This window comes from Neoroseomonas lacus, assembly GCF_014644535.1.
GTDB lineage: Bacteria > Pseudomonadota > Alphaproteobacteria > Acetobacterales > Acetobacteraceae > Neoroseomonas > Neoroseomonas lacus.
On sequence record NZ_BMKW01000002.1, the window covers coordinates 282,114 to 294,976 of the forward strand.

At 65.3% G+C, this 12,863-nt stretch carries 11 protein-coding genes; 4 read left to right on the forward strand and 7 right to left on the reverse strand.

Annotation, left to right across the window (positions count from 1 at the left end; all coding sequences use genetic code 11):
* Positions 1 to 200: 200 nt before the first annotated feature.
* A complete protein-coding gene (locus IEY36_RS04745) occupies positions 201 to 3,305 on the reverse strand; it encodes an efflux RND transporter permease subunit (RefSeq protein WP_188965779.1) in 3,105 nt (1,034 codons plus the stop codon).
* The gene (locus tag IEY36_RS04750; protein ID WP_188965780.1) at positions 3,302 to 4,414 is read right to left on the reverse strand and encodes an efflux RND transporter periplasmic adaptor subunit; all 1,113 of its coding nucleotides are present in this window, start codon (positions 4,412 to 4,414) and stop codon (positions 3,302 to 3,304) included. The genes IEY36_RS04745 and IEY36_RS04750 overlap by 4 nt, the downstream gene beginning before the upstream one ends.
* 250 nt (positions 4,415 to 4,664) lie before the next feature.
* Between IEY36_RS04750 and IEY36_RS04755 the strand changes: the two genes are divergently transcribed.
* Both IEY36_RS04755 and fdhD read left to right on the forward strand, forming a co-directional pair.
* A complete protein-coding gene (locus IEY36_RS04755; RefSeq protein WP_229681126.1) occupies positions 4,665 to 5,291 on the forward strand; it encodes a helix-turn-helix domain-containing protein in 627 nt (208 codons plus the stop codon).
* A gap of 156 nt (positions 5,292 to 5,447) precedes the next feature.
* Positions 5,448 to 6,290, forward strand: a complete 843-nt coding sequence (gene fdhD, locus IEY36_RS04760; RefSeq protein ID WP_229681127.1) for a formate dehydrogenase accessory sulfurtransferase FdhD — start codon at positions 5,448 to 5,450, stop codon at positions 6,288 to 6,290.
* A gap of 6 nt (positions 6,291 to 6,296) precedes the next feature.
* On the opposite strand, the gene IEY36_RS04765 is transcribed toward fdhD, so the two are convergent.
* The 5 genes from IEY36_RS04765 to IEY36_RS04785 all read right to left on the reverse strand — a co-directional run bounded on the left by IEY36_RS04765 (position 6,297) and on the right by IEY36_RS04785 (position 10,736).
* Complete coding sequence (locus tag IEY36_RS04765; protein ID WP_308423113.1) at positions 6,297 to 7,478, reverse strand: cysteine desulfurase family protein; 1,182 nt, start codon at positions 7,476 to 7,478, stop codon at positions 6,297 to 6,299.
* Positions 7,479 to 7,523: 45 nt separating this feature from the next.
* Positions 7,524 to 7,850 (reverse strand): biotin/lipoyl-binding protein, encoded by a 327-nt coding sequence (locus IEY36_RS04770; protein ID WP_188965781.1) that lies wholly within the window; start codon positions 7,848 to 7,850, stop codon positions 7,524 to 7,526.
* Positions 7,851 to 8,011: 161 nt separating this feature from the next.
* The gene (locus tag IEY36_RS04775; protein ID WP_188965782.1) at positions 8,012 to 8,428 is read right to left on the reverse strand and encodes a response regulator transcription factor; all 417 of its coding nucleotides are present in this window, start codon (positions 8,426 to 8,428) and stop codon (positions 8,012 to 8,014) included.
* Positions 8,429 to 8,538: 110 nt separating this feature from the next.
* The gene (locus IEY36_RS04780) at positions 8,539 to 9,129 is read right to left on the reverse strand and encodes a response regulator transcription factor (protein ID WP_308423114.1); all 591 of its coding nucleotides are present in this window, start codon (positions 9,127 to 9,129) and stop codon (positions 8,539 to 8,541) included.
* Between the two features lie 62 nt (positions 9,130 to 9,191).
* The gene (locus IEY36_RS04785) at positions 9,192 to 10,736 is read right to left on the reverse strand and encodes a PAS domain-containing sensor histidine kinase (protein WP_188965784.1); all 1,545 of its coding nucleotides are present in this window, start codon (positions 10,734 to 10,736) and stop codon (positions 9,192 to 9,194) included.
* 212 nt (positions 10,737 to 10,948) lie between these two features.
* Between IEY36_RS04785 and IEY36_RS04790 the strand changes: the two genes are divergently transcribed.
* Positions 10,949 to 12,187: a cupin domain-containing protein gene (locus IEY36_RS04790; RefSeq protein WP_229681130.1), complete on the forward strand. Its 1,239-nt coding sequence runs from the start codon at positions 10,949 to 10,951 to the stop codon at positions 12,185 to 12,187.
* Positions 12,188 to 12,331: 144 nt separating this feature from the next.
* Positions 12,332 to 12,850 carry a Dps family protein gene (locus tag IEY36_RS04795; protein ID WP_188965785.1) on the forward strand — a complete coding sequence of 173 codons (519 nt, stop codon included), beginning with the start codon at positions 12,332 to 12,334 and terminating at the stop codon, positions 12,848 to 12,850.
* Positions 12,851 to 12,863 lie beyond the last annotated feature (13 nt).

The window sequence follows — 12,863 nt, forward strand, 5'->3', positions numbered from 1 at the left end:
ACCAGATTGCGCGCCAGTAATGGAGCCCAGTGCCAAGGGTCGAACACCACGTGGCCGCACCCAGACGCCCAACGATGCTCGCCGACTATGCGCCCGTCCTGGCGCAGATCGATTTGATATGCATAGGCGCGCACCTCGTCGGCCTCACATCATTCGGGCTCGCCTTTGAGCCGGCGGAATTCAATAGCCTCCTCGGTAGTTCAAGGTTGGATGCCATCCCCATGTACGGCGTCACTCGGAATGCGTCGCCGTAGCCGGTTTAGCGCAAGGTAAATGACAGGCGTGGTGAAGAGAGTCAGGACCTGGCTCACAGCCAGGCCGCCAACGATGGCAAGGCCGAGAGGCACACGCAGTTCCGCTCCTGTTCCAGTCGCAAGCATGAGCGGAACGGCACCGAACAGCGCCGCGGCGGTGGTCATGAGGATCGGGCGGAAGCGCAACAGGCAGGCCTCGCGGATGGCTTCAGCGGGCGCCTTGCCGTCATTGCGCTCAGCGGACAGAGCAAAGTCCACCAGCATGATACCGTTCTTCTTGACGATGCCGATCAGGAGAATGACTGCGATCATGGCAATCAGGTCGAACTCATGCCCGGTGGCCCAGAGGATGAGAATCGCGCCCAACCCCGCGGACGGCAGGGTGGATAGGATTGTCAGCGGGTGGATGAAGCTTTCGTAGAGAATGCCGAGGATCAGGTAGATGACGCACAGCGCGCCGAGGATCAGGAGCGGCACGCTACTCAGCGAGGATTGGAAGGCTTGGGCGTTGCCCTGGAAGCTTCCGCGCAGGCCGCCTGGAAGCCGGAGATCGTTCATGCTTCGGTCGATCGCTGCGACCGCCTCGCTGAGCGCCACACCGGGCGCAAGGTTAAAGCTGAGGGTTACCGAAGGGAAAAGCGCCTGGTGATTGACCGCAATCGGCCGCGTCGGCCGCGTGGTCCAGCGCGCCAGGGATGACATCGGCACCGGGCGGCCAGTGACCGGCGAAGTGATGAAGATTTGCTGGAGCGCGGAGGCGGAAGCCTGGATCGTCGGCAGCGCCTCGAGCACGACGTGGTAGGCGTTGGTCTGGGTGAAGTATTGCGTGGCCTGGCGCTGGCCGAAGGCGTCGTAGAGCGTGTTGTTGATCTTTTGGGGGGTGATGCCGTAGCGGCCCGCGGCGTCACGATCGATCTCAATGGTAAGGGTGGTTCCGCCGCTCTGCTGGTCGCTGGCCAGGTCTCGCAGCTGCGGCAGCGCGCCGAGCGCAGTGGCGATGCGAGGCGCCCATGTGTCGAGGGCCTCGGCATCGGCATCCTGCAACGTATACTGGTACTGCGTGCTCGCCAGACGCCCGCCCACATTGAGGTCCTGTACGGACTGTAGATAGCTCCGAACGCCCGGCACGCCGGCGAGCTGTGGTGCGAGACGGCGGATGATTTCATCGGCCGATGCGGCCCTGTCGTCACGCGGCTTGAGGCTGATGAATAGGCGCCCCTGGTTCTCCGTCAGCCCGGCGGCGCTACCGAGGCTGAGGCCCACGGTGGCGACATCGGGATCCTGCTGCACAAGGCTGGAAAGCCGCAGCGAAAGCCGTGTCATTTCGCGGAAGGACGTCTCGGGCGCGGACTGGATGGTCCCGAGGATCAGCCCGGTATCCTGCTGCGGGAAAAAGCCCTTCGGGATATTCATAAAGGCCACGCCGGTGGCGATGATGCTCGCGAGGAAGACCATGAGGGTCAGCGCGTGGTGGCGCAGCGCAGTATCCAGAAGGCGTTCATAGCCGGCCTGCAGTGTGTTGAAGCCGCGCTCGGACATGCGCTGGAACGCCCCTGGGCCTGACGCCGCGCCCCGTGGTGGCAGAAGCCGTGCCGCCATCATCGGCGTCAGGGTCAAGGATACAATGACCGAGATCACGATCGTGGCCGCAACGGTCACGGCGAACTCGCGAAACAACCGACCGACGACCCCTGGCATGAGGAAGAGCGGTATGAAGACGGCCACGAGCGAGAGGCTGATGGACACGATGGTGAAGCCGATTTCAGCCGATCCCCGCAGCGCCGCCTCCCTGGACGCAAGTCCGGCCTGGCGATGCCGCTCGATGTTCTCGAGCATCACGATGGCGTCGTCCACGACGAAGCCCACCGCGATGGTGAGCGCCATTAGTGAAAGGTTGTCCAGGCTGTAGCCCAGCACGTAGAGCACGCCGAAGGTCGCAACCAGCGCCAAGGGCACCGACAGTGTCGGGATCAGTGTCATACGCGCGCTGCCGAGGAAGAAGAAGATCACGACGACGACAAGGCCGATTGTCAGCAGCAAGGTGCGTTGGACGTCCACCACGGCGGCACGGATGGTCTGTGTCCGGTCGCTCAGCACGCTGATCGTCACCGTGGGCGGGATGGCGGTCTGAAGCCGCGGCAGGGCGGCACGTATCCGCTCCACCGTGTCGATCACATTGGCCCCCGGCACGCGGCTGATCGCCAGCAGGATCGCCGGCCGGCCATTGGCATAGGCGGCGAGGCGTTCATTCTCGGCGGCGTCCACGGCCTGGCCCACATCGCGGACGCGTACCGGCGCCCCGTTGCGGTAGGCGATGATCGCATCGTTCCAGGGTTCGGCATTCAGCAGCTGGCCATTGTCGTAGATGGTGAAGCTGCGGGTGTTGCGTTCCAAGGATCCCTGTGGAGCAATGGTCGTCAGCGCCCCAATGGCGGTGCGCACATCCTCAAGCGACAGGCCAAGCGAAGCAAGCTTTGCCGTATCGATCTGAATGCGCACGGCGGGCTTCTGCTGCCCATTGACGCCGACCTGAGCGACGCCTTCGATCTGACCGATATGCTCGGCCAGGACTGTCTCGGCGTAATCGTCCACCTGGATGAGCGGCAGCAGGTCCGACTGCACGGCGAGGACGAGGATCGGCGCATCGGCCGGATTCACTTTCCGGTATTGCGGTGGGGCTGGGAGGTTCGAGGGAAGTTGTCCCGCGGCCTGGTTGATCGCGGCCTGGACGTCAAGGGCCGCACCGTCGATGGCTCGGCTGAGGTCGAACTGAACCGTGATGATGCTCGTGCCGAGCACGCTGCTGGATGTCATGGACGAGACGCCCGGGATCTGCCCGAACTGGCGTTCGAGAGGCGCCGTGACCGAGCTGGCCATGATTTCAGGGCTCGCGCCGGGGAGCTGTGTGGTGACGGTGATAGTCGGGAAATCGATCTGCGGCAGGGGAGCAACGGGTAACAGCCGATAGCTGATGAGGCCGGCCATCAGCAGCGCCACCATCAGCAGGATGGTCGCGACAGGCCGAACGATGAACGGAGCCGAGATGTTCACTCCGGCCTCGCCGCAGGTGCGCTGTTCGTGGCCAGGATGCGGCTTCCGGGTTGGAGGCGGTACTGACCCGCGGACACCACCCGCGTGCCGACGGGAAGGCCGTCCTCCAGCGCAGCAATCCCGCCCGCGAGATGACGGAGCCGCACGGGATGTGGCGTGACCGTCGCCTCCGACCCCACCACATAGACCCAGTATCCGTCGGGGCCGCGCTGGATCGCGCTGGATGGGATGGTTGGTACGCCCGCATCGGTCCGCACCAGCAAGCGCACCGTGACGAACTGGCCGGGCCACAAGGCTCCGTCCGCGTTGGGCAGGCGCGCCTTCAATCGCAGTTGACCGGTCGAGGGGTCGATCTCGTTGTCCACCAGCAGCAGGGTTCCCTCGCCGAGCGTCCGGTCGCCCTGGCGCTCAAAGACTGTTGCCTCCAACGCACCGCGGGCCATCGCCTGCCGGATCTCGGTCAGGTTGCCGGCCGGCAGGGTGAAGATCACGTCGATCGGCTGAATCTGGGTGATGACGACGAGCGTGGTCGCCTCCGCGGCACGCAGCAGGTTGCCGGGGCTCACCTGCCTGATGCCGGTAATGCCATCAGTGGGTGAGGTCAGCGTTGTGAACCCGAGTTGCACGCGGGCTTGGGAGATGGCGGCCTCGTCACCTTGCACCTGCGCCTGAAGCTGCGCGACCATTGCCTGCTGGTTTGTGAGTTGTTGCCTGGAGGCGAAGTCGTCCCGGGCCAAGGTGGCGAAGCGTTGAAGGTTGAGCTGCGCGTTTTGGAGCTGCGCCTCATCCTGCGCCTTTCGGGCCAAGACCTGATCGAGCACGGCCTGATATGGCCGAGGATCGATCTGGCCCAGCACGTCGCCGGGGCGCACCCTCTCTCCCTCTCGGAAGCGTACCTCCTGCAGGATGCCGTCAACCTGCGCGCGGATACTGACGGTGTTCGCCGCCTGCACCGTGCCGATACCTTCCACCGTAATCGGGACATCCGCGAGACGGAGCGTTGCGATTTCCACCGGGATCGGAGCCACCTGCGCGGCGGCGCTGCCCGGCGCGGCCACCGCGAGGAGCAGTAGTAGCAACCTGATCCGTGCGGAAAGCCTGTGGGCCATGGTCACCTCCTCACGCCGCGCCGGATGGTGAAGCGCGTCAGGCTGCATACTTTCCGGCGACCGCCCCGTGCTTCCTAATCGCACCACGCTTTGCCGGGCCACACGACGATCAGTTGGCCTCGCCCGACCATCCTTTCGTTTAGGTCACGCCATCCGCAGGTTCGACGCGCACCCCCAAGCGTAGAATTTCACTACGGTCCCGGCTGTCGTCATATGGGTGCACCAATACGATAGCGAGGGAAACAGACTGATGATGATCGGACGCCAGGCGAGCCCCGCATCCGCCCACGACCATCTGATGACTGAGGCCCTCCTGCCGCGCCGCGATGGCCCTGGCGATGCGGCGATGGCGAGCTTCGTGCGGCACTTGCTGCCATCACAGGAGGCGGAGGAGGTACTCAGCGGGTTCTACACAGATGCATTCCACGCCAGCTTGCTCAGCCGCCTCGCCGCGCTTCGGGGGGACACTACCCAGACGAGCCGGCGGCGGGTCTGTCCGCTGCCGAAGTGGAAGCTTCGCCAGGTAGAATCGCATGTGAACGACAACATCGGCGAGCGGATCACCCTTGCCGATCTCGCCGGCGCCGCGGGGCTGAGCGAGATGCACTTCGCCGCGCAGTTCAGGCTCGCGACCGGGCAGAGGCCGCATGACTACGTGATGCATCGCCGGATCCAGCACGCACGGAGGATGATGATGGAGACAAACGAATCCATCGTGCAGGTGGCGCTGGCGGTTGGCTTCCAAACTCAGGCGCATTTCACAACAACCTTCAAGCGAGTGGTGGGGATAACGCCGTATCGGTGGCGCCAGTCGGCGCTGACCGAGGACAAGGATCGCTCGACAGCGCGGCTTGGCCATGTAGTCGCAGCCGAATGATGGGGACGATAAGGGGAAGCACCGCCGCCTGCGCGGCTCCCCCAGCAGCTTCTATGCACGTGACGTTGTCGTGCGTCTGGCCTGCTTCCGGATCGGTGATTGGAAAGCCCGTGGGCCGTTGTCGCGATAGGCAAGACGATGCGGGAAGGAGCCAGGATGGCCATGATCGATCAGGTGGACAGCGCCGCGCTTCATTTGAAACGGCGCATCGCCCTCGCCGCCTCGCACCACGCGGGCGCGGTATCGCCCCGTGCCCGGCCGCTGCGCCAGATCGCGGAGGAAGTGCCGGTGGCCCTGACCTACAACGGGCTATCCCATGTGGTCATGATGGCGACGCCGCAGGACCTTGAGGATCTCGCCTTGGGGTTCTCGCTGACGGAAGGCACTATCGCCGGCGAGCACGAATTGCTGGACATCGAGGTGAAGCCGGCGTTCCGGGGCATGACCGTGGAGATGACCGTCACCTACGAACGCTTCGCGGCGCTGCTGTCGCGGAGGAGGAATCTGGTCGGGCGAACCGGCTGTGGCCTGTGCGGCGTCGAGAGCCTGGACCAGATACGCTTCGGCGGTGAGGTGGCCGGGACGGGGCCGACCGTCGCGGGCGATGCGATCCGCCGAGCTGTGGCGGGGCTGCCTGGTCTGCAGGCGTTGCGCAAAAGGGACCATGCGGTACATGCCGCCGGCTGGGCCTCCATCGGCGGTGAGGTGGTTCTGCTGCGTGAGGATGTCGGTCGGCATAATGCCCTCGACAAGCTGATCGGCGCGATGGCGACACAGGGCGCGGACCCCGCGCAGGGCTTCGCGCTCATCACCAGCCGCTGCAGTTACGAGATGGTGCAGAAAGCCGTGGCCGCCGGCATCGGCGTGCTCATCGCCATGTCGGCACCGACGCAACTTGCGCTGGATGTTGCGGCGGAAGCGGGGCTGACCTTGGCGGCATGGGCGCGCGGCGATCGCTGGACGATCTGCACGCATCCGCATCGCATCAGGGGCGCGTAGCGGCCGCTACCGCCGAAGCAGCGGTGCGGCTCGCAGGATGGCGGTGGCGGCCCGCTCCACCTCGGCTTCAGTCGTGAAGCGGCCGAGACCGAAGCGTAGGCCGCCCAAGGCCTCCTCCGCCGTCAATCCGATCGCTCGCAGCACTGGCGAGGGGTGCAGCGTCGCCGATCCGCACGCCGAGCCTGATGAGAGGGCGACATGGTCGCGGAGCAGGTCGATCAGATCCCGCGCCACCAGCCCCGGCCATCCGACATTGAGGTTTCCCGGCAGCCGGAATCGCATTCCGCCATGCACGCGCAATCCCGGCAGGACGGCCAGGCGGTCGAGCAGCCGGCCACGCAGCGCGGCGAGGTGCAAAGACTCCTCGGGCATCGCCTCGCGCGCGATCTCCGCCGCGGCGCCGAAGCCAACGATCAACGGCACTGGCAGCGTGCCGGGTCGGAAGCCGCGCTCCTGGTCGCCGCCGAAGAGGATGGGGCGAAGATGTCGGCGTGCCTGCCGGGTCACGACGAGTGCACCGACACCCGTCGGTCCATGCAGTTTGTGGGCCGAAAGGCTAAGGAAATCAGCCTGCAGCGCGGGTAGGGAGACCGGGATGTGTCCGGCCGCCTGCGTGGCATCGACATGGAATAGTATCCCGTGCCGCCGCGCCAGGTTACCGATATCGTCAAGCGGCTGGATGGCTCCGATTTCGTGATTAGCCAAGGCAATCGAGATCAGTCCGGTGTCGGGCCGGATCGCCGTCGCGACCTGTGCCGGATCGATGCGGCCGTCGCGATCGACGGGAAGGATGGTGATGGGACCGCCTCGGCGTTCGCGTTCGGCAGCGCAAGCCGCCACGGAGGCATGTTCGATGCCAGTCGTGATCAGATGCCGCTTCGCGTGGTCACCGCTACCCATCAGGGCGATGTTGTTGGCCTCGGTTGCCCCTGAGGTGAAGACGATCTCGGCGGATCGCGCCCCGACCAGTGCCGCGACCCGGGCCCGGGCATCCTCGACCGCTTCCTGCGCGCGCCATCCATATCGATGTTCGGCAGAGCCGGCATTGCCAAATAGGGCGTTGAAGAATGGCAGCATGGCGTCCTGCACGCGGGGGTCGAGTGGGGTCGTCGCATGGTGATCCAGATAGATCGGCATGCGGCGCGCCGCGATGCCGGTATCAGGATCGATTGCCTGGACTGAAATCATGCGGACCTCCGGCTTCAGGCGCGTCGTGGCGTGTGCCGCCCAGCGTCAAGTGGCGCAGACGCGCACGATCACGTCGCCGGTGCCGACATGCTGGTTGTCGGTGATCGGGAGCGACATGAGGTTGCCCGAAACTCGGGGTGCGATGGCAATCGGTCCCGCCGTGATGAAGGCGTCGTCCATCGCGTCGAACCGGCGCGCGTGGTCCCGGTGGACGACGCCGCCGGCAAGAAACAACACCCCTAGGAGGGATGCCGCCACGGCGTGTCGCGGATGGCACACAAGGACGCTGGTGCGCCCGACCGGCGGCCGCATTGCGGGCGTGGCATCCGCAGGCCTCGCGACGGGGAACAGCATGGCGGCATCATCACCCATGGGACGGACCTCATTTCCTACTGACGAGACCATCCAGCGGCTGTTCGGGGGACAACCCAGCGCTCGTCAGTCGCCATTCTGATTCTTGGATCGATCCGCGGCTTCCGTGACACCACGCTTGTTTGCCATTCCTAACGGCGGCGGGGCCGGCAGAAGCCTGATCACATGGATGAAGCGGCCGGATCGACGCGCGAAGGTCCTGCTACACATGCGTCTGCAAGGGCGTGCGCCAGGCACTGCGCGATGGTGTCGCCATCGACGGGCTTGTTAAGATACGCACGGGCACCGGCCTGCATGACCTGTTGGCGCACCGCCTCGGTGGGGAAGCCGGTCATGAAGATGATCGGGATCGAACGGCCCGAGGCGGCCAGGCTTACCTGCAACTCCGGCCCGGTCATCCCCGGCATCTGAACGTCGAGAATGAGGCAGGCCGGCGGCCGAGGTTCCTCGGTCCTGAGGAATGCGTCCGCAGAGCCGTAGCAGCGCACGCCATAGCCCAGTGACCGCAGCAGGCTCGAGAGCGAACCCCGTACGGCCTCGTCATCATCGACGACGGCAATCAGGGGAACGGGATGCATCGAGACGTACCTCCGCACCGCATGGCTCGGGACAATACCCGGCGCGGCGTGGGTCGGTTATGGCGCAGCGCGGAAGGGCATGGAATCATACGGAGGTTTGCCCCCGCCAATCATGGTCGTGGCAGGCCTAATGTCTCTGCCTGGCGGACCAACTCGGCCAGGGACCTTGCCAGCATTTTCCGCATGGCGTTGCCGCGATGAATCTTCACCGTGATCTCGCTGAGTCCCAGCCGACCCGCGACCTGCTTGTTCATCAGCCCGTCGACGACATGGACCATCACCTCGCGCTCGCGGGCCGTCAGCGTTTCGTATCGGGCGCGAAGACCGTCCACCGCCTGCGTCTCGCGACGGCGCTGCCGGTCGCGCGTGATCGCCACCGAGGCGGCGTCAAGCATGTCCTGGTCCCTGAACGGCTTGGCTAGAAAATCCACCGCGCCTGCCTTCATGGCTCGGACGCTCATCGGTATGTCACCATGGCCGGTCATGAAGATGATCGGCAGTGCGATGCCGCTGCGCGCCAGTTCGCCCTGGAGGTCCAGCCCGCTGATCCCCGGCAGCCGCACATCGAGGATGATGCAGCCGGGCAGATCCGGCAGCGGTGCCGCAAGCAGCTCGGCGGGGGCGGCATGGAGCCGCGTTGCGAAACCGACGGAACGGAACAGGCTGTCGAGGGACTCCCGCACCGCCGCGTCGTCGTCCACGATAATGATCATTGCTTCCGGGGTCGGCTTCGCGGGCGTTGCACCGCTCTTTCCTGAGGGCATCATGCCAGCTCTGTCTCCGCTGCGGGTAGGCGCAAGATGAAGGCGGTACCCTCACCCTGGCAGCTCTCGACGGCAAGCCGGCCGCCATGCGCCTCGGCCGTCGTGCGGCAAATAGCCAGGCCCATGCCCAAGCCTTCCTGCCGCGTGGTGAAGAAGGGCTCGAACAGGCGTGGCAGGTCCTCTGGCGCGATGCCTGGCCCGGTGTCACCGACCGTGATCAGGATGCGATCCTCGCCGTCGCGGTGTGCGGCGATGCGTAGGCGCCGCGGCGCCGATTGCGCGGCCATGGCCTGGCTCGCATTGACCATAAGGTTCACCAGGATCTGCTGAAGCTGGATCCGATCGCCGCGCAGCGCCGGCAGACCCGGTGCGACAGCACGGTCAAGCACGACGTGCACGGTCGAAAGCTCGCTTTCGACCAACAGCACGGAATCCTCGACGAGCGTCGCGACGTCGAGTAGTTCCATCTGCACCGGCGCCTTCTTCACGAAGGACCTGATGCGCGCGACGATCTGGCTGGCGCGGCGGCCTTCGGCAACGATACGCGTGATCGACTGCTCGACTTCGGCAAGATCGGGCTCGTCGCGCCGCAACCAGCGCAGACCGGCCTCACCGCTGGTGACGACCGCCATCAAGGGCTGGTTCACCTCATGCGCAATCGAGGCCGAAAGTTCGCCGAGGGTGGCGGTGCGCGCGGCGTGGGCCAGTTCGGCCTGGGCGCGCAGCAGCGCGTGCTGTGCCTGCCGTCGTTCGGTGGTGTCCACGACGAAGATCAATACCGTTCCGTCGGGGTCCTCCCGCGGCGGGAAGGTAATAGAGAGAAGCGCAGGAAGCGTGTTGCCGTTTGCACGCATGATCTCCGCCTCAGCCTCGAAAAAAGCGTCGCCGCGCAGATAGGCGTCGAGCGTTTCGGCGAAAATGCGCTCGCTCACCATCAGAAAGTTGTGCGCGGTGCCGATGATTGGCGCAGCGGTGTCCCAGCCCAACATGACAAGCATCGCTGGATTGACGTCGACTATGCGGATCAATCCCCGCAGTCGTCGTACAGTGGCGTCTCGGTCTTGCGGTGCCCCGCCAACGGCACTGCGGATTGCGCGCCAATCCTCCTCCACGATGCCGATGCGGCTGGCATCGAACATACGCCTATAGCGCCGCTCGCTGCGCAACAAAGCGCCAGCGGCGGTCTGTCCCTGGAGCACGAGCACGCCGGCGATGGCGATCGCTGCGAGGCTGACGAAGACACGAAGGGTTGGTGAGCCGATGTGACGAAACCCATGCGTGTCGGCATAAGCGTAGATGGTCAGCAGGATTGCCACGCCGGCAGCGATCAGGGTGTCACGCCGGCGCCCCGAGCGGCCGGAGATCAATACCACCACGACGTAAAGAACGGCGACCGCGCCGTCGATCGGCGTGAGGATGTCCACGAGGAATATGGCCAGGGTCAGCAGGCCCGCCGGGATCCAAAGGTGGCCGAGGCGCGGCGCGTGATGAGAGGGTCGAAGGCCTGATGACCACTCATCCTTCGCTGTCCCGCTGCTCTGCATATTCCCGATCCCCAACTGTCCAGCGGACACAGAATGTCCCGCCGAAGGAATGGCCGAAACCATACTCAGGTTTGACCGTGGGTGAGGCAACCCGGAGGCCGGATGTCATGCCTTCAGGAAAGATTTGGTGCTGCAGATCGAAAGACCGCCGCCGTCCAACATGTGTGAATGGCCTTGCAGGCAAAGTCGTGCTTGCGCAGTCAGAAGGGGCCATGATGTCTTCGATCAGCCGTCGCAGCCTGACCGGCATCGCGGGTGCCACGCTCGCCATCCCGGCTTCCGCCACCGGTTTCGGCAATCCCGACCGCCCCGCGGAAGGCGCGGTGAACGCCTCGCCCCAGGCGTTGAGCGACCCGGGGCCGCGGACACCGGCGATCACGCGGCAGTTTCCGTCCTCCTTCTCCCCGCCCCCGACCGATGTCGGGACGATGCAGCCCTTCTGGAGTTCCTTCAACATTGCGCATCGCCGGATCCAGGGTGGCGGATGGGCACGCCAGGTCACGCAGGAGGGGTTCCCTATTGCCACGACCATCTCCGGCGTGAACATGCGGCTCGCCGCTGGCGGTATCCGTGAACTGCATTGGCATACGGCCTCCGAATGGGCCTACATGACCGCGGGTCGATGCCGCATCACGGTGATGGACGCCAAAGGACGCGCCTATGTCCAAGATGTCGGCGTCGGCGATCTGTGGTTCTTTCCGGCGGGCCTGCCGCACTCGCTTCAGGGGCTCGGCCCGGACGGGTGCGAATTCCTGATCGCCTTCGACGATGGATCCCAGTCGGAATACAATACGCTGCTGTTGAGCGACTGGGTGGCGCATACGCCGCCGGAAATCCTTGCCGCCAACTTCGGCGTGCCAGCCGACAGCTTCCGCGACATCCCGCTCACAGACCTGTGGATCTTCCAGGGCACCGAACCGGGGCCACTCGCCGCCGACCAGGCGGCAGTACGCTCGGGCGGCACGCCGCCCGAACCATTCACCTTCTCGCTCGCCTCGCTACCGCCGCTGAAGGAATCCCGCGGAGGATCAATCCGGCTCGCCGACAGTTCGAACTTCAAGGCGTCGAAGACGATTGCCGCCGGGCTGGAGACGATCAAGCCCGGTGGCGTCCGCACCATGCATTGGCACCCGAACGCGGATGAATGGCAGTACTACATCCAGGGGCAGGGTCGCATGACCGTTTTTTCGGCCGGGCCGCGCGCGCAGACCGCAGACTTCCATGCCGGTGACGTGGGTGTCGTACCTCGCGCCAGCGGTCACTATGTGCAGAACACCGGCGACACGGACCTGGTCTTTCTCGCGCTGTTCCGCGCCGCCGAGTACCAGGAAGTCTCGTTGATCGAGTGGCTGAAGCGCACGCCATCGGCGATGGTCGCGCAGCATCTCCGTATGGATCCGACCGTGCTAGCGCGACTGGCATCCGAAGACCCGGGCGTCGCGCCACGATAGATCGTCAGACGAAGGCATGAACGGAGCATGCCTTCCTCCGATTCACCTGATCGATCGGGAACCCCAGCGTTTCCGGCAGCTGTCCGGGGTTTGGCGCGACGTATCGTGCGCTGATGCCGGCCGGGCCCACGAAGGAGAGATGCGATGAATGACACCGTTCGTGCCGCCCGACGGAAGGCGCCTCCGCGCACACCGACCGACCTGGGCCCCAACGCCACTAAGGACATCTCGGTCGCGCTGACCGGCGTCCTGGCCGACATGTTCGCGCTCTACCTCAAGACCAAGAACTTCCACTGGCACCTCTCCGGCCCGCATTTCCGCGACTACCACCTGATGCTCGACGAGCAGGGCGATCAGATATTCGCGACGACCGACGCGCTGGCCGAACGTGTCCGCAAGGTGGGCGGCACGACGCTGCGGTCGATCGGTCACATCGCTCGGCTGCAACGGCTGTCCGACAATGAAGCGGACTACGTCCCGCCCGAAGATATGCTGGCGGAACTGGCGGATGACAATCGCCAGCTGATCGGCTTCCTGCGTGCCGCTCATGCGGTTTGCGACGCGCACAACGACGTCGGCTCGACCAGCGCGATCGAGGTCTGGATCGACGAGGCCGAACGTCGCGCATGGTTCCTTTTCGAATGCACGCGTTCAGCTGCCTGACGACCTGCCTAGC

Bases quoted from the DNA above. Each gene is read 5' to 3' on its own strand.
- IEY36_RS04785 (WP_188965784.1), bottom strand. From the start codon at position 10,736: ATGCAGAGCAGCGGGACAGCGAAGGATGAGTGGTCATCAGGCCTTCGA.
- IEY36_RS04755 (WP_229681126.1), top strand. From the start codon at position 4,665: ATGATGATCGGACGCCAGGCGAGCCCCGCATCCGCCCACGACCATCTG.
- fdhD (WP_229681127.1), top strand. From the start codon at position 5,448: ATGGCCATGATCGATCAGGTGGACAGCGCCGCGCTTCATTTGAAACGG.
- IEY36_RS04790 (WP_229681130.1), top strand. From the start codon at position 10,949: ATGATGTCTTCGATCAGCCGTCGCAGCCTGACCGGCATCGCGGGTGCC.
- IEY36_RS04795 (WP_188965785.1), top strand. From the start codon at position 12,332: ATGAATGACACCGTTCGTGCCGCCCGACGGAAGGCGCCTCCGCGCACA.
- IEY36_RS04765 (WP_308423113.1), bottom strand. From the start codon at position 7,478: ATGATTTCAGTCCAGGCAATCGATCCTGATACCGGCATCGCGGCGCGC.
- IEY36_RS04770 (WP_188965781.1), bottom strand. From the start codon at position 7,850: ATGGGTGATGATGCCGCCATGCTGTTCCCCGTCGCGAGGCCTGCGGAT.
- IEY36_RS04750 (WP_188965780.1), bottom strand. From the start codon at position 4,414: ATGGCCCACAGGCTTTCCGCACGGATCAGGTTGCTACTACTGCTCCTC.
- IEY36_RS04775 (WP_188965782.1), bottom strand. From the start codon at position 8,428: ATGCATCCCGTTCCCCTGATTGCCGTCGTCGATGATGACGAGGCCGTA.